Source organism: Agromyces sp. NPDC004153 (assembly GCF_053603635.1).
In genome coordinates this window covers 2609444-2624406 of record NZ_JBSGFY010000001.1, presented here as the reverse complement: position 1 = coordinate 2624406, position 14963 = coordinate 2609444, and the positions used below count along the sequence as shown (strand labels likewise).

Here is a 14963-nt window from a genome sequence, read left to right as displayed (position 1 = left end):
CGTGCGGGATTCCACCGCACCATCGGGATTCCGCCGGTCAGCGGACCACGCGCACCGCGCTCGGCCCGCTCTCGTTCCAGACCCGGTCGAGCGCCGTGACCGCGTACGCGTAGTCGCGGCCGGCCTCGGCCGTCGCGTCGGTCCAGGTCTGCACGACGCCGGCCCCCGCGCGCACGGTCGCCACGAGGTTCGTCGCGTCCTCGACGTCGATCGCGTCGGCCGGTCCGTCGACGCGGTAGACCGCGAACGAGGTCGCACGGTGGGCCGGCGGCGCGGCATCCGACCACTGCAGCTCGACGCCGCCAACCGAGCGCTCGGCCCGCGCGAGCACCGGGGGGCGCACGTCCGTCGCCGGCAGCCACGGCATGGCGGGCACGATCGCGGGGTGCGCGTAGTGGTCGGCGACGACCCGCGACATCGAGCCCTGGGGGTCGGCGGGCACGTGCTTGGCCGAGAAGTAGACGTTGCCGTGCACGGGCGATCCGGCCGCGTCGATGCCGCGGTCCATGCTGAGGTGGTTCGACAGCTCCGCCGGGTCGGTGAAGACGCCCGAGGTCACCTTGTAGAGCGCCTCCCCGATGTAGAGGTGCGTGCCGGATGCCGCGGCGACGTCGGCCCACCACGGCATGAGCTTCGCGTAGTCGGCCACCGCGAGCCCGATCTGCCAGTACACCTGCGGGTTGATGTAGTCGAGCCAGCCCTCGAGCACCCACTTGCGGGTGTCGGCGAACTGCAGGTCGTACGACTGCGAGCCGCCCGTCTCGGAGCCGAGCGGGTCGGTCGCGCGGTTGCGCCAGATGCCGAACGGGCTGATGCCGAACTTCACCCACGGCTTCAGCGCTTTGATGCGCTCCGAGATCGACCGCACGAAGGTGTCGACGTTGTGCCGCCGCCAGTCGGCGACGTCGCCGAAGCCGGCGCCGTGCGCGGCGTAGGTCGCGGCGTCCGGGATCACCTGGCCCGCCACCGGGTACGGATAGAAGTAGTCGTCGAAGTGCACGCCGTCGAGGTCGTAGTGCTCGACCGAGTGCAGGATCGCCTGCTGGATGTGCTCCTGCACCTCGGGCAGGCCGGGGTCGAAGTAGAGCTTGCCACCGTAGGCCCAGATCCAGTCGGGGTGCAGGCGAGCCGGGTGCTCGGGCACGAGCTTCGCCGGGTCGGCCTGCATCGACACGCGATACGGGTTGTACCAGGCGTGCAGCTCGAGGTTGCGCGCGTGCGCCTCCTCGACGATGAACGCGAGTGGGTCGTAGCCCGGGTCCTGCCCTTGCACGCCCGTGAGGTACTGCGACCACGGCTCGAGCGGGCTCGGCCAGAACGCGTCGGCGGTCGGCCGCACCTGCACGAAGACCGCATTGAGCCGGAACTGCTCGGCCACGTCGAGCCAGTGGAGGAACTCGGCGCGCTGCGCGTCGGCGCTGAGGCCCGTGCGGCTCGGCCAGTCGATGTTCACGACCGACGAGATCCACATCGCGCGCAGTTCGCGCTTGCGCGGTGCCACGACGGCCGCGGTCGCGCCGGCCGTCGCCCCGAAGGCGTTCGCGTGCGCCGGCGCCGGCGCGAGGCCGCCGATGGTCACGGTGAAGGCGGATGCCGCGACGCCCGCGACCGCGAGCGTGAGGAAGCCGCGGCGGCCGAGCGCTGCGGCGGGTTGGTCGGCGGGCGTGGACTCAGGGTGCGTCATCGATCCTCCAAGCAGTTCGGTTTGGAAGATACTTCCATACTCGCCGATGGTTGTGAAGCGTTGCTTCCGAGATCGTCCCCTCAGCTCCGGTGCGCGTGCCGGAACCGCACCTCCTGCCCCGGACGCACCTGCGCCATCGCATCCAGCGAGCCCGGATCGAGGATCGCGATGACGGGATAGCCGCCCGTGACCGGCCGGTCGGCGAGCAGGATCGTCGGCTGCCCGTCGCCGGCGACCTGCATCGAGCCCGGCACGGTCGCCTCGCTCGCGAGCTCCCCCGGGCGGATCCGCTCGAGCGCCGGCCCCACGAGCCGGACGCCGATGCGGTCGGCCTGCTCCGAGACGCGCCAGGGTCGTTCGAACAGGGCGGCGCGCGCGGCATCCGTGAACCAGTCGGCGCGCGGGCCCGGCAGGAGCGACAGCCGCACCGCGTCCTGGGGCGGCGGGAACGCGACGTCCTGGTCGATCACGGGCACGGATGCCGCGGGCTCCGGCCCGATCGGCAGCACCTGTCCCGCAGCCACCGGTTCGGGGCCGATCGCGGCGAGCGTGTCGCGCGATCGCGAACCGAGCACCGGCGGCACGTCGAGGCCGCCGCGCACCGCGAGCACGTAGCGGATGCCGCGCGCCGCCGTGCCGAGCTCGAGCACCGAGCCGTCGCGCGCCCGCGCCGCCGCGTACGGCGCGACCGGTCGTCCGTCGAGCGTGACCGGGCCCCACGCGCCCGTGACCGCGAACCACGCCTCACCGTCGAACCGGGCGCGGAAGCCGCCGACCAGCACCTCCAGCGCCGCAGCCCCGTCTGGGTTGCCGACGAGCCGGTTCGCGAGCGTCAGCGCGCCGCGGTCGAGCGCACCCGAGGCCGGGACGCCGAGGTGCGCGAGGCCGGGCCGGCCGAGATCCTCCACGAGCGCCGAGGCGCCCGGGTGCTCGACGCGCAGGCCGGTCATGCCGAGCCGATCGCCTCGAAGCGCACTCGGCGGCCCGGAGCCAGCAGCGCGGGCTCGTCCGCCTCGGGGTCCCACAGGGTCGCGTCGGTGCGCCCGATGAGCCGCCAGCCGCCCGGGCTCTGCCGCGGGTACACGCCGCCGAACGCACCGGCGACGGCGACCGAGCCGGCGGGCACGCGCGGACGCGGGGCATCGAGCCGGGGGACCTCGAACGGCCAGTCGTCGCTTACCAGGTAGCCGAAGCCCGGTGCGAAGCCGACGAACGCGACGCGCCACTCGGCCGCGGTGTGCGCCGCGACGAGCGCCTCGGGCGAGACGGCCAGGAGCGTCGCCGTGACGGCGAGGTCCTCGCCGTCGTAGGTCACGGGGATGACGACCGGGTCCGCCGCGGCGCCGGCGACCCGCGAGCCCGCCTCGGCCGGGATGCGACGCACCCACGTCGCCGCGGACTCGAGCGGCAGTCGCGCCGGGTCGACCGCGACGAGGATCGTGCGGGCGGCCGGCACGAGCTCCACCACGCCCGGGCGCGGGTCTGCAGCGAGTGCGTCGTGCAGCGCGAGCACCTCCTCGAGCGAGTCGCACTCGATGAGCAGGGCCGCATCGCCGCTCGGCAGCAGTCGGCGGCTCATGCGAACGACCGGATCTCGACGCCCGCGCCCTCGAGCGCATCGCGCACGGCGCGCGCCATGGCCACGGCGCCCGGGGTGTCGCCGTGCAGGCACAGCGAGTCGGGAGCGAGCTCGACGCGGCTGCCGTCGTCGGCGGTGAGGCCTCCCGTCTCGGCGAGCTCCAGCGCGCGGTCGGCGGCAGCCGCGGGGTCGTCGACGATGGCGCCCGGCTCGCCGCGCGGCACGAGCGAGCCGTCGGCGACGTAGCCGCGGTCGACGAAGGCCTCGCGGGCGAAGCGCAGGCCCGCGGCATCCGCTGCGCGTTCGAGCTCGCTGTCTGGCGAGCCGAGCAGCGGCAGGGTCGGGTCGTAGCGGGCGACGGCCTCCGCGAACGCGTGGGCGGCGCGCTCGTCGGCGGACAGCCGGTGGTAGAGGGCGCCGTGCGCCTTCACGTACCGCACGCGCGTGCCCGCGCCGCGGGCGACGCCGTCGAGCGCGCCGAGCTGCACGAGGAGCTCGGCGGCGATCTCGGCCGGGCTCGTGTCGAGCGCGCGGCGCCCGAAGCCGACGAGATCGCGGTAGCCGGGGTGGGCTCCCAGGGCGACGCCGTGGCGCACCGCGCGGCCGGCGCTCTCGGCCATCGTCAGGGCGTCGCCGGCGTGGTAGCCGCACGCGACGTTGGCGCTCGAGACGATCGCGAACATCGCCTCGTCATCGCCGACCCGCCACGCCCCGAAGGACTCGCCGAGGTCGCTGTTGAGGTCGATCCCAGGCGTCATGCTCCCATTCTGCCGAAGCAGCGCGCACACTGGGATGGGGAGGTCGCATGCCGAACGCGGTACGTACGCGGCGCCGGGGGCGTCGATCCGGTGCCCGGAGCGCCGCGGCCGCGGCATCCGTCGCCCTCGCCGCCGTCGCCGTGCTCGCCGCGTGCGTCGGCGCCCCCCAGCGCAGCCCGCTGCCGTCGACACCGCCCGGCACGCCCGCATCGCCGACCGCCTCGGAGCCTCCGACCCCGTCGGGCCCGCCGCCCGTGCTGCTGCCGAGCGGCGGCGTCGAGGTCGTCGCGCAGGGGCTGCAGGCACCGTGGTCGATCCTCCGGCTGCCCGGTGGCGGCGTGCTCGTGAGCGAGCGCGACACCGCGAACATCGTCGAGGTGCTCGGCGACGGGTCGCTGCGGGTGGCGGCCACCGTGCCGGGCGTCGTCCCCGGCGGCGAGGGCGGCCTGATGGGCCTCGCGCTCCGCCCGACCGACGGCGATGACGACGACCCCGCCTGGATCTACGCGTACTTCACCGCGGCATCCGACAACCGCATCGTGCGGATGCCGCTCACCGGCGCGCCCGGGTCGCTCGGCGTCGGCGCCCCCGAGGACGTGCTCACCGGCATCCCGAAGGCGGGCAACCACGACGGCGGGCGCATCGCGTTCGGACCCGACGGGTTCCTCTACGCCACCGCGGGCGACGCCGGGAACCGCGACGCCGCGCAGGATCCCAGCTCCCTCTCGGGCAAGATCCTGCGGATGACGCCCGAGGGGCAGGCGGCGCCCGGGAACCCGTTCGGCAACCTCACCTGGTCGTACGGGCACCGGAACCCGCAGGGCATCGCCTGGGACGCGAACGGCGACCTCTGGGCCGCCGAGTTCGGCCAGAACACGTGGGACGAGCTCAACCGCATCGAGCCGGGGGCGAACTACGGCTGGCCGGTCGTGGAGGGGCAGGCCGGGGACCCGCGCTTCGTCGACCCGGTGCAGCAGTGGTCGACGGCGGAGGCCAGCCCCAGCGGGCTCGCGATCGTCGGGGACACGCTCTTCCTCGCCGCGCTCCGCGGCCAGCGGCTCTGGACGATCGCGCCCGCGACCGCTGGCGGCGGGCTCACCTCGACACCCTGGTTCACCGGCGAGCTCGGGCGGCTGCGCGACGTGACGGCGGGCCCCGACGGCGAGCTCTGGTTCATCTCCAACAACACCGACGGACGCGGCTCGCCCACCGACGGCGACGACCGGCTGTACCGGGTGCGGCTCGCGCCGGCGGGGTAGCGGACGCCGCACCCGGCCCGGAGAACCCGGAAAGCCCGGAACGGCGGGGAAACGCGGGCCCCGTTCGGGGGCCAGCGCCTCCGCCGCCAGGTCCGCGGGCAGGGCTATCCTCATCCCATGGCGGATCTCGAGCGGGTTCGGCGGTGGGCGGAGGCCCTCATCGTCCTGCACCTCGATGCCGCGGTGTGGAGCTTCGGCTTCGACAACGCGAAGAAGCGCGCCGGCCTGTGCAACTACACGGCCAAGCACATCTCGGTGTCGCGCTACCTCGCCGCCCGCTACGACGACGACGAGATCCACCAGATCCTGCTGCACGAGGTCGCGCACGCCGTGGCCGGCCCGCGCGCCGGGCACGGGCCGAAGTGGGCGACCGTCGCGGCCGACCTCGGCTACGTCGGCCGGCGCACGCACGACGGCGAGGTCGCGCACGAGTTGGCGCCGTGGGTGGGTCGCTGCCCGGCGGGGCACGAGCATTTCCGCTACCGTGAACCCCAGCGCCCCCTGAGTTGCGGTCTGTGCCGTCGCGGCTTCGATCGGGCGAACCTCATCGTCTGGCGTCATCGCGAGATCACGCCTGCGGTGCGGCGGCGGGCCGCGAGCGCGGCAGCCGGCTGACCGCCGAGTCGGCCGGGCCGTCGAGCGCATGCCCGCCGGCGCATGCGTCCTCCCCAGCAGCGCGGATGCGGCGTCCGCGACGTCCGAGGATGGTTCCCCCATGCCCGTCTCCACCGTCTCCATCCCCGTCGGACAGTGGTTCACGTCGGCGGAGGGCGTCCGCTGGTGGTTCGACTCGGGATCGTTCGCGCTCGACTTCGCCTACACGGGCGCCATGGGCGGCAACCCCGCCTGGGAGCGGCTGCACGCGCCCGACGACCTCACCACGTGGCTCCGCGACCGGTTCCCCGTGGCCGTCGGCACGGCCCGGTCGCGCGACCTGTTCGACGCGATCTCGCTGCGCGACGCGATCGGGCGCATGGCGTTCGCCGCCGCGCGCGGCGACGACGTGCGGGCGCAGGACATCGACCTCGTGAACCTCTACGCGGCGACGCCCGACATCCCGCCCGTGCTGTCCGGCGGCTCGCGCCAGGCCGGCCGCTCGGTGCAGACGGTCGGACAGGCGCTCTCGACCATCGCCCGCGATGCGGTCGACCTCTTCGACGACGCGAACGCCGACCGCATCCGCGAGTGCAGCGGCGACTGCGGCATCGTCTACCTCGACACCTCGCGGGCGGCCACCCGGCGGTGGTGCTCGATGCAGCGCTGCGGCAACCGTGCCAAGGTGCGAGCGCATCGGGCGCGCGCCCGGAAGGCGGACCGCCAGGCGGCCTGAGCCTCCCGGGCTGACTTCACGTCGGGCTGCGGCATCCGTCGAACCGACCTTCGGACGTCGAACCGGCGGCTTCCCTCCGGATGGCCCGGCCGCGCGAGGCATCCGCTGGTACCGTGCGGCCTTGGAGCCCAAGATCGTCGGAACCACCATGCCCATCCTCGAGCTCACCCTCGCCCAGGGCGAGCAGATCGTCGCAGAAGGCGGCGACGTCTCCTGGCTCACCAACGGATTCCGCATGGACACGTCGACCGCCCACGGCAGCGGCGGCCAAGGCGGGTTCATGAGCAGCCTGAAGCGCGTCCTCGGCGGCGGCCAGCTCTTCCTCACGGAGTACACCGCGCCGCAGGGCGGTGGGTTCGTCGCGTTCGCAGCCCAGCTGCCCGGCACGATCCGCGAGCTTCGCATCGACCCGTCCGACGAGTTCATGATCCAGTCGGGCTCCTACATGGCGAGCACGCACGGCGTCGTGGTCTCGGTGGGCCTGCAGAAGAAGCTCGGCGCGGGCATCTTCGGCGGCGCCGGCGTCGTCTTCCAGAAGCTCACCGGCAACGGGACGGCCTGGGTGCAGCTCGCCGGCGAGCTCGTCGAGTACGACCTGCAGGCCGGGCAGTCGCTGCTCATCCACCCCGGGCACCTCGCGATGTTCCGCGCCGAGATGCCACTCGAGTTCGCCACGGTGAAGGGCGTGAAGAACAAGTTCTTCGGCGACTCGCTCATGCTCGCGCAGCTGCACGGCCCGGGCCATGTGTGGCTGCAGTCGATGACGCCCGCGAAGCTGGCGGCCGCGATCGAGCCGTACCTGCCCGAGAAGGACAACTCGAGCAGCTAGGCGCCCGCGGCAGCCTGCGCCCGCCGGTCGATCAGTCGGCGGCGGGCTACGGCGCTGCCGCGAGCCTGCTCGCCGATCAGCCGGCCGACGGCACCTCGTCGGACGCGTCGACCTCCGTCGCGGCGCGGACCTCGGGCCGGCGGCCCTGCGCGACGAGCTCGGCACCGCTCGCCGACGCGCCGATGAGGTGCACGGCCGCGTGCCGCAGGCCCTCGAACGCCGCGCACGCCACCGCAGCCTCGGGTGACGTGTGGTCGATGCCGAGCGCGATGAGCGCGTCGACGATCGCGCCGGCGCCGAGCTGGTCCTCGACGGAGAAACGGACGGCGCCACCGTCGGCTCCGCCGTCCCGTTCGCCTGCGGCCACGATCGCGACCATGAGTCGCTCCCCGCGCTCCTCCTGCAGCTCGAGGATGCATCGGGCCACCGCGCTGCGGTTGCGCAGCGACCCCTCGAGCACGACGAGGTCGCGTCCGGCCAGCGCGGCGGCGATCACTCCGCCGTCGGGCGACGGCAGCACGTCGACGACGACCGCGACGTGCGCACCTGGCACGATGCGCTCCGCACCCGCGACACCCCAGTCGAGTCGGACCTGGTACTTCGCCTGCCCACCGGGCGCGCTCGTCTCGCTCACCGCGACAGGCTACCTCGGGGAGTACAGCTCCGGATGCCGCGGCCGACTCGCCGACCGACGGGCGCTCACGCCCGGCGCGCCGCCGCCGCGTCCGGAGTTGCGCACGCGCCGACGGCCCGTAGCACGTCGCGACGGACGCGGGCACCCGCTGAGGAACCCGACGACGCGCGCTACCGCCCGTCGCCGAGCGTGTCGTACGCGGCGAGCGCCTCGGCGTCGTTCGCGCGGGCGGCGGCCCGCCGCGCGGCATCGAGCGCGGCCACGGGATCGGGCTCCTGGCGCGCGATGACGAGCTGCCGCTCGGCCTCGGCGAGTCGGGTGCGGGCGTCCGCCCCGACGCGCGGACCCGCCCGGTCGATCGCGGCGCGGGCGACACGGGCCTGGCTCTCCGCTATCGCGATCGCACCACCCAATGCGCCGCGCGCTCCGTCGAGCCGACCCTGCGCGTTCCGGGCCGCGGCCCGCGCCACCTCGAGGTGATCCCGGGCTGCGTGGATCCGGTCGCGGTCGGCGAACGGGTCGCCCGCGACGTCGCGACGTGCGGCGAGCACGGCGGACGCCTCCCCGATCGCCGTGCCGAGGGCCTGCTGCGCGTCGGCGTCCTCCTGCGCGTCCCGCTCACCGCGGGCGGCGACGAGGTCGGCGTCGAGCGCCGCGGCCTGCGTCGCTGCCTCCTCCTGTGCGGCGGCGAGTTCGAGCTCGACGCCCTCCACGACCCCGAGGTCACGGCCGGCGCGATCGAGCAGGTCCGCGACCGTCGCGAGCGTGTCGGCGGCCGGCTCGGTCCCGGCGACCTGCCGCTCGGCCGTGTCGAGCGCCGAGGTCGCGCCCGCGACCGCCGATGCGGCCCGCGAGGCCGCCGCCCGCGCGACGCCGAGCGCCGACGGCGTGAACCGCGTGCCGAGCCGCTCGAGCCCCGCCTCCGCCTCCGCACGACGGCGTTCGAGGCGTGCGGAATCCGCGCGCAGGGCGGGCACGTCGTCGCGGGCACCGCGCTCGGCCCGGCGGCGGCCGGCGAGCGCGGCATCCGCTTCGTGGAGCTCGCGCAGTGCGGACTCGCAGAGGTCGACGATGCGGGTGCTCCAGGCCCGCCGCGACGCCGCGGTGGCGGGTGCCGCGTCGTCGAGCCGCTGCTGCAGCAGGAACGCCTCGCGGAGCCGCCCGCGGGCCGTCTCGAGGGCGGTCCGCACGTCGCGCGCGACCGCGGGCCCGAACTGGGCCTCGGCGAACGCGACCTCCCGGTCGGCGTCGCGCACGGCGTTGTCGGCCTGCACGATGAGGCCCTTCGCCCGCACCTCGAGGGCGTGCCCGTCGCCGAGCTCCGCGCGCTCGCGCCGCGCGCCGAGCCGACGGAAGCCCACGACCCCGGCGGCGAGCGCCACAGCCGCGGCCCCGAACACGACCAGAGACGGCAACCACCAGAGCGCGTCGGCCATGGCCGGAGTCTAGGACGCGCAGCCGAGCCCCGGCCGGGCGGGCGCCGTGAATCCGGCGGGGATCCTTGGCAGTGGCATCCGCTCGGCCTACTCTCTGGACATGCGGGTGCTCCTCAAACTCACGCTCGACTGCACGCCGGATGCCGCGTGGCGCGCGCTGCGGAGCCCGGCCGTGCTGCGCGAGGTCGTCGCCCCCTGGCTCGACTTCTCGTCGCTCGAGCAGGAGGGCCTGCCGACCACGTGGCCCGAGGGACAGCACCGCATGCTGGCGCTCGCGTTCCGGCGCTTCCCGGCGGGCGAGGAGCTCGTCGACGTGAGCTACCCGGGCGGGCTGCCGGCGGGCGTTCGGATGCTGCGCGACGGCGGCGGCGCCCTCACCGGCCCGCTCGCCGTCTTCGACCGATGGGACCACCGCATGGCGGTCTCCGCCCTGCCCGACGGGCGCACGCTCTACCGCGACCAGCTGCTCGCACGGGCGGGCGCGCTCGACGTGGTCGCCTGGTATCCGACGTGGGCGTTCTGGCAGTGGCGCGGCATGCGGCTCCGGCAGCTCGCGCCGACGTGGTCGTTCGACCCGCCCGGCACGGCGGATGCCGCGGCCGCCGCCGGCGCAGCGGGCGACGCGACGGCGAGCGCAGCCACCGCCGGGGCGTCCGGCGCGGCATCCGTCACCGCCGGAGCCGCCGCGTGAACACCTCGATCGGGTCGCTGCAGCTCGCGGACTGGCGACGACGGGTCTTCGGCCTCTACGCCGGCGTGCGCCAGCTCAGCGTGCACGACCCCGCGTCGGGCCACGAGCTGTGGAAGTCGGGGCGCGACGAGCTGTTCGCCGGACATCCGCAGTCGCCGCTGCTGCCCGACGACCGCTCGAACTTCACGGGCCTGCGCATCGCGCGCTACGACCCCGACTGGCGGTTCGAGCTCGAGGTGCACCGCTCGGAGGAGCCCGTGCGCATCGTCGTCGACAGCGCCACCGACGGCAAGATCCCGTTCTCGCTCGTGGGCACGGTGCGCCTCCCCTACCTGGGCTCGCTCGACGTGTGGCGGCTCACGGGCTACGGCGGCGGCCTGTTCCTGCCCGTGAAGGACGGCCTCGCGGGCCTCCCGGGCGGCACGTACGGCGGCGGGCGCTACCTGCTCGACACGGTCAAGGGCGCCGACCTCGGTCCGGGCGCCGGCGACGACACGCTCGTCATCGACTTCAACTTCGCCTACAACCCCTCGTGCGCCTACGACCCGTCGTGGTCGTGCCCGCTCGCGCAGCCGGGCAACACCCTGCGCGACGAGATCCCGGTGGGCGAGCGGATGCCGCGCTGAGCCGGCTGACGCGACCGCGACCGCGCGCGTTCACAGCGATCGCCCTGCGGCATCCGCTATGGTGGTCGACGGCGAGCGCGACGAACGCGCCGCCTGCGTCGTAGAAACGCTTCCGGGCAGGGCCTCCTCGAGAGGGCGCCCGATGACTCTCATACGGCGAACGGATGCGCCGACCGGCGCCTTCGCCACTTCCCACCGCCGGGTCCCGATGCGCAGCTGCGCGTCGATCCGACCTGCGGTGCGCTCTGCCCCCGAAAGGCACCAGTGACCGACATCAGCTTCAGCACGCTCGGCGTGCCCGCTCCGCTCGTCGCGGCCCTCGCCGCCGACGGCAAGACCTCCCCGTTCCCGATCCAGGTCGACACCCTGCCCGACACGCTCGCCGGACGCGACGTGCTCGGCCGCGGCAAGACCGGCTCGGGCAAGACCCTCGCCTTCGCGCTGCCCATCGCCGCGCGCCTCGGCACCTCCCTCGCGGGCGGCGGACGCCGCCCGGGCCGTCCGCTCGCCCTCGTGCTCGCACCGACCCGCGAGCTCGCGACGCAGATCACCGCGACCTTCGAGCCGCTCGCCGCCGCGTACGACCTGAAGGCCACCACGATCTACGGCGGCATCAACCAGAAGCGCCAGGTCGACGCGCTGCGTGCCGGCGTCGACATCGTCGTGGCTACGCCGGGCCGCCTCGAGGACCTCATGCAGCAGGGCTTCATCACGCTCGACGCCGTGGAGATCACGGTGCTCGACGAGGCCGACCACATGGCCGACCTCGGCTTCCTGCCGGTCGTCACGCGCATCCTCGACAAGACGCCCCGCGGCGGGCAGCGCCTGCTCTTCTCGGCCACGCTCGACAACGGCGTGGACAAGCTCGTGAAGCGCTACCTGCAGAACGAGGTGCTGCACTCGGTCGACGAGGCGAACTCCCCCGTCGCCCAGATGACCCACCACGTCTTCGAGATCGACGACGTCGATGCGAAGAACGAGCTCGTGCGCACGCTCGCGTCGGGCACCGGCCGCCGCATCCTCTTCATGCGCACCAAGCACCACGCGAAGAAGCTCGCCAAGAAGCTCACCGAGCAGGGCATCCCCGCCGTCGACCTGCACGGCAACCTGTCGCAGCCGCAGCGCGACCGCAACCTCGCCGCGTTCGGCGACGGCTCGGTCAAGGTCATGGTCGCGACGGATGTCGCGGCGCGCGGCGTGCACGTCGACAACGTCGAGCTCGTGATCCACGTCGACCCGCCCATGGAGCACAAGGCGTACCTGCACCGCTCGGGCCGCACCGCGCGTGCCGGCAGCGAGGGCGACGTCGTGACGATCTGCCTGCCCGGCCAGAAGCAGGACCTCAAGACCCTGCTCCGCAAGGCCGCCATCACCGTGACGCCCGAGCGGGTAACCGCCGAGTCGGCGTCGGTGACGGCGCTCGTCGGCGAGGTCGCCCCCTACGTGAAGCCCGCGCCGCGTCCTTCGACGGGCTCGGGGAACGGCGGAGGCGGCCGCTCGCAGGGCGCGAACGCACAGCGCAAGCGTGCCCGTCGCGACGAGCTCGCCGCCGGCGGTGCCGGTGCGCAGCGCCCGGCCGGCGAGGGCCGTCGCAGCCGCGGCCGCGGTCGCGGTCAGGGCAGCTCGGATGTCGCGCCCGCGACGCCGCGCCGTGACCGCTCAGGCCGTCCGGCCGAGGTGAAGGCGCACGCCCCCAAGCAGGGCGCCGGCCAGAGCCGCGGCGCGCAGACGTCGGGCGCGCAGCGCGGGGCATCCGGTCGCTCGACTGCGAAGCAGCCGCTGCGCGTCGGCAGCCTCGTCTCGCCGAACCGCAACCAGCGCACCAACCGCCGCGCGCAGGGCTGAGCCCCCTCCCCGCTCGTCGAGGAGCGCCCGGCGCAGCCGGACGCGTATCGAGACGCACCGATGGGTCTCGATACGGGTCGGCTGCGCCGGCCCTACTCGACCACCGGCTGCGTGACGCTCGATTTCGCGTCGCGCGCGCGCTGGCTTAGCCTTTCGGCATGAGCACCGATGTTGTTGCCGAAGTCGTCGTCCGTCCCATCCGCGATTCCGACGTCGAGGCCCTGGGGCGCGTCCACGCCATCTGCTGGCACGAGACGTACGACCACCTCATCAGCGCAGCCGCTTTCGAGAAGCTCTCCCCTCGGCGCATGGCCGAGCTGTGGAACCACTACGCCGAGCGCGGCGAGGAGTACCAGCAGTTCGCCGCACTCGTCGACGGCGAGATCGTCGGCTTCGTCGGCTCGGGCCCGGCCCGCGACGAGGACGCCCCGCGCGAGCGCGAGCTCTACTTCATCTACCTGCTCGACGCCTACCACGGCACCGGCATCGGCCAGAAGCTCTTCGATGCCGCCGTCGGCACCGACCCCTCCTACCTCTGGGTGGCGTCCGACAACCCGCGTGCGCACCGGTTCTACCAGCGCAACGGGTACGCGCTCGACGGCGGCGAGCAGGTCGTGCCGTTCCTCGGCGAGGAGATCCACGAGGTCCGCTTCGTCCGGTGAACGCATGACGGCAGCGGATGCCGCGGCCGCGCTACGGTGATCCGATGAGCGTTCCCGTCATCCTCGACGTCGACACGGGCGTCGACGACGCCCTGGCCATCATGTTCGCGGTGCGGCATCCGGGCCTCGACCTGCTCGGCATCTCGTGCGTGGCCGGGAACGCGCCGCTCGCGCAGGTCGTCGACAACACGCTGCGCGTGCTCGACGCCGTCGGCGCGCCCGACGTGCCAGTGGCCGCCGGCGCCCCGCGACCCCTCCTCGAGGCGCCGCGCGAGGCCCGCCACGTGCACGGGGCCGACGGACTCGGCGGCATCGCGCTGCCGGCGACCACGCGGCAGCCCGAGCCCGTCGCCGCGGTCGAGCTCCTGCGCCGGCTCATCCTCGAGCACGACCGACCGGTGACGCTCGTGGCGCTCGCACCGCAGACCAACCTCGCGCTGCTGCTGCGCACGTACCCCGAGGTCGCCGGCAACCTCGAGCGCATCGTGTTCATGGGCGGATCGGCGAGCGTCGGCAACGCGACCGCGGTGGCCGAGTTCAACGTGTGGCACGACCCCGAGGCCGCGGCGATCGTGCTCGACTCGGGCGTGCCGGCCTACATGTACGGGCTCGACGTGTTCAACCGCGTCGCCGTCGACCACGACACGGCGATCGCGCTCGAGCACGGCGACGACCGGCTCGGCCGGGTGGTCGGAGCGCTGATCGGCAACCGCGTCGCCCTCTCCGAGGACGAGCGCGCCGAGTACACCGGCCTCATCGGCGATGCCGGCGCGGTCTGCTCGATCGTCGATCCGCTGGCGATCCGCACCGAGGTGCGACCGGTGCGCGTGGAGCTCGCGGGCTACGGTCGCGGGCAGACGCTCGTCGACCGCCGCGCCTTCGCGGGCGAGGACATGGTGCACGGCCTGGCCGGCGAGTGGACGCAGGTCGAGGTCGCGCTCGGCGTCGACGCCGAGCGCATCGCGCGGCTGTTCCTCGACACGCTCGGGCTCTCGGGGTAGGCGGGCCCCTCCGACGCCGCGCGACTCAGCGCAGCGCGCCCACCGAGGCGAGCGCCTGGCGCAGCAGCACTCCGCGGCCGCCCTCCATCTCGGCCGCGATCGCCTCGGATGCCGCCTCGACCGGCGTCATCCACGTGACCTCGAGCGCGTCCTGGCGCGGCTCGCACGTGCCCGTGACGGGCACGACGAACGCGAGCGACACGGCGTGCTGTCGTTCGTCGGTGAACGGCGTGAGGCCGGGCAGCGGGAAGTACTCGGCGACCGTGAACGGCACCGGACTCGCGGGCAGCAGCGGGAACGCCATGGGCCCCAGGTCCTTCTCGAGGTGCCGGAACAGCGCGTCGCGGATGGTCTCGCCGTACATCACGCGTCCTGAGACGAGGGTGCGGGTCATCTCGCCGACCGCGTTCGCCCGCAGCAGCATGCCGACCTCGGTGACCTGCCCGAGCCCGTCGACCCGCACGGGCACCGCCTCGACGTAGAGCAGCGGGAGCCGGCCGCGCACCTCGGCGAGCTCGAGATCGCTGAGCCAGCCCGGATTCGCGGGCGGACGGACGACGGGCTCGTCGCCGGGGTTCCAGTCCGGATCGGGTGTGCGCACGCTCATGCCTTCGATTCTGCCTCACGGT

At 74.2% G+C, this 14963-nt stretch carries 16 protein-coding genes; 9 read left to right on the top strand and 7 right to left on the bottom strand.

Annotated elements, in window-relative coordinates; translation table 11 throughout:
- Window positions 1–37: 37 nt before the first annotated feature.
- From ACWEOH_RS12395 to ACWEOH_RS12380, 4 genes are all read right to left on the bottom strand, one after another.
- The gene (locus tag ACWEOH_RS12395; RefSeq protein WP_452031327.1) at window positions 38–1684 is read right to left on the bottom strand and encodes a glycoside hydrolase family 10 protein; all 1647 of its coding nucleotides are present in this window, start codon (window positions 1682–1684) and stop codon (window positions 38–40) included.
- Between the two features lie 80 nt (window positions 1685–1764).
- Window positions 1765–2634, bottom strand: coding sequence for a 5-oxoprolinase subunit C family protein (locus tag ACWEOH_RS12390; RefSeq protein ID WP_452031325.1), 870 nt, complete (start codon window positions 2632–2634; stop codon window positions 1765–1767).
- On the bottom strand, window positions 2631–3263 hold the full coding sequence (locus tag ACWEOH_RS12385; protein WP_452031323.1) for a 5-oxoprolinase subunit B family protein: 633 nt from the start codon (window positions 3261–3263) through the stop codon (window positions 2631–2633). The genes ACWEOH_RS12390 and ACWEOH_RS12385 overlap by 4 nt, the downstream gene beginning before the upstream one ends.
- A complete protein-coding gene (locus tag ACWEOH_RS12380) occupies window positions 3260–4021 on the bottom strand; it encodes a LamB/YcsF family protein (protein WP_452031321.1) in 762 nt (253 codons plus the stop codon). Before ACWEOH_RS12380 ends, ACWEOH_RS12385 begins: the two co-directional genes overlap by 4 nt.
- 47 nt (window positions 4022–4068) lie before the next feature.
- On the opposite strand from ACWEOH_RS12380, the gene ACWEOH_RS12375 reads away from it, so the two are divergent.
- The 4 genes from ACWEOH_RS12375 (at window position 4069) to ACWEOH_RS12360 (ending at window position 7439) form a co-directional block, all read left to right on the top strand.
- Window positions 4069–5280, top strand: coding sequence for a PQQ-dependent sugar dehydrogenase (locus tag ACWEOH_RS12375; RefSeq protein ID WP_452031319.1), 1212 nt, complete (start codon window positions 4069–4071; stop codon window positions 5278–5280).
- A gap of 117 nt (window positions 5281–5397) precedes the next feature.
- Window positions 5398–5895, top strand: coding sequence for a SprT-like domain-containing protein (locus tag ACWEOH_RS12370; protein WP_452031317.1), 498 nt, complete (start codon window positions 5398–5400; stop codon window positions 5893–5895).
- Window positions 5896–5995: 100 nt separating this feature from the next.
- Entirely contained in the window at window positions 5996–6610 is a 615-nt protein-coding gene (locus ACWEOH_RS12365) for a CGNR zinc finger domain-containing protein (protein WP_452031315.1), read from the top strand.
- Between the two features lie 121 nt (window positions 6611–6731).
- A complete protein-coding gene (locus tag ACWEOH_RS12360; protein WP_452031313.1) occupies window positions 6732–7439 on the top strand; it encodes a TIGR00266 family protein in 708 nt (235 codons plus the stop codon).
- Between the two features lie 76 nt (window positions 7440–7515).
- On the opposite strand, the gene ACWEOH_RS12355 is transcribed toward ACWEOH_RS12360, so the two are convergent.
- Both ACWEOH_RS12355 and ACWEOH_RS12350 read right to left on the bottom strand, forming a co-directional pair.
- A complete protein-coding gene (locus tag ACWEOH_RS12355) occupies window positions 7516–8073 on the bottom strand; it encodes a 2-phosphosulfolactate phosphatase (protein ID WP_452031311.1) in 558 nt (185 codons plus the stop codon).
- A gap of 170 nt (window positions 8074–8243) precedes the next feature.
- The gene (locus ACWEOH_RS12350; RefSeq protein ID WP_452031309.1) at window positions 8244–9509 is read right to left on the bottom strand and encodes a hypothetical protein; all 1266 of its coding nucleotides are present in this window, start codon (window positions 9507–9509) and stop codon (window positions 8244–8246) included.
- Between the two features lie 100 nt (window positions 9510–9609).
- On the opposite strand from ACWEOH_RS12350, the gene ACWEOH_RS12345 reads away from it, so the two are divergent.
- From ACWEOH_RS12345 to ACWEOH_RS12325, 5 genes are all read left to right on the top strand, one after another.
- A complete protein-coding gene (locus ACWEOH_RS12345) occupies window positions 9610–10200 on the top strand; it encodes a hypothetical protein (protein ID WP_452031307.1) in 591 nt (196 codons plus the stop codon).
- On the top strand, window positions 10197–10826 hold the full coding sequence (locus ACWEOH_RS12340) for a DUF1684 domain-containing protein (protein ID WP_452031305.1): 630 nt from the start codon (window positions 10197–10199) through the stop codon (window positions 10824–10826). Before ACWEOH_RS12345 ends, ACWEOH_RS12340 begins: the two co-directional genes overlap by 4 nt.
- Before the next feature lie 264 nt (window positions 10827–11090).
- Window positions 11091–12671, top strand: coding sequence for a DEAD/DEAH box helicase (locus tag ACWEOH_RS12335; protein WP_452031303.1), 1581 nt, complete (start codon window positions 11091–11093; stop codon window positions 12669–12671).
- A 158-nt stretch (window positions 12672–12829) separates the two neighbouring features.
- Window positions 12830–13333: a GNAT family N-acetyltransferase gene (locus ACWEOH_RS12330; RefSeq protein ID WP_148733741.1), complete on the top strand. Its 504-nt coding sequence runs from the start codon at window positions 12830–12832 to the stop codon at window positions 13331–13333.
- A 44-nt stretch (window positions 13334–13377) separates the two neighbouring features.
- The gene (locus ACWEOH_RS12325) at window positions 13378–14334 is read left to right on the top strand and encodes a nucleoside hydrolase (protein ID WP_452031300.1); all 957 of its coding nucleotides are present in this window, start codon (window positions 13378–13380) and stop codon (window positions 14332–14334) included.
- 25 nt (window positions 14335–14359) lie between these two features.
- On the opposite strand, the gene ACWEOH_RS12320 is transcribed toward ACWEOH_RS12325, so the two are convergent.
- Window positions 14360–14941 (bottom strand): NUDIX hydrolase family protein, encoded by a 582-nt coding sequence (locus ACWEOH_RS12320; protein WP_148733738.1) that lies wholly within the window; start codon window positions 14939–14941, stop codon window positions 14360–14362.
- Between the last annotated feature and the right edge of the window lie 22 nt (window positions 14942–14963).

Bases quoted from the DNA above. Each gene is read 5' to 3' on its own strand.
- ACWEOH_RS12395 (WP_452031327.1), bottom strand. From the start codon at position 1,684: ATGACGCACCCTGAGTCCACGCCCGCCGACCAACCCGCCGCAGCGCTC.
- ACWEOH_RS12390 (WP_452031325.1), bottom strand. From the start codon at position 2,634: ATGACCGGCCTGCGCGTCGAGCACCCGGGCGCCTCGGCGCTCGTGGAG.
- ACWEOH_RS12385 (WP_452031323.1), bottom strand. From the start codon at position 3,263: ATGAGCCGCCGACTGCTGCCGAGCGGCGATGCGGCCCTGCTCATCGAG.
- ACWEOH_RS12380 (WP_452031321.1), bottom strand. From the start codon at position 4,021: ATGACGCCTGGGATCGACCTCAACAGCGACCTCGGCGAGTCCTTCGGG.
- ACWEOH_RS12375 (WP_452031319.1), top strand. From the start codon at position 4,069: ATGCCGAACGCGGTACGTACGCGGCGCCGGGGGCGTCGATCCGGTGCC.
- ACWEOH_RS12370 (WP_452031317.1), top strand. From the start codon at position 5,398: ATGGCGGATCTCGAGCGGGTTCGGCGGTGGGCGGAGGCCCTCATCGTC.
- ACWEOH_RS12365 (WP_452031315.1), top strand. From the start codon at position 5,996: ATGCCCGTCTCCACCGTCTCCATCCCCGTCGGACAGTGGTTCACGTCG.
- ACWEOH_RS12350 (WP_452031309.1), bottom strand. From the start codon at position 9,509: ATGGCCGACGCGCTCTGGTGGTTGCCGTCTCTGGTCGTGTTCGGGGCC.
- ACWEOH_RS12345 (WP_452031307.1), top strand. From the start codon at position 9,610: ATGCGGGTGCTCCTCAAACTCACGCTCGACTGCACGCCGGATGCCGCG.
- ACWEOH_RS12330 (WP_148733741.1), top strand. From the start codon at position 12,830: ATGAGCACCGATGTTGTTGCCGAAGTCGTCGTCCGTCCCATCCGCGAT.
- ACWEOH_RS12325 (WP_452031300.1), top strand. From the start codon at position 13,378: ATGAGCGTTCCCGTCATCCTCGACGTCGACACGGGCGTCGACGACGCC.
- ACWEOH_RS12320 (WP_148733738.1), bottom strand. From the start codon at position 14,941: ATGAGCGTGCGCACACCCGATCCGGACTGGAACCCCGGCGACGAGCCC.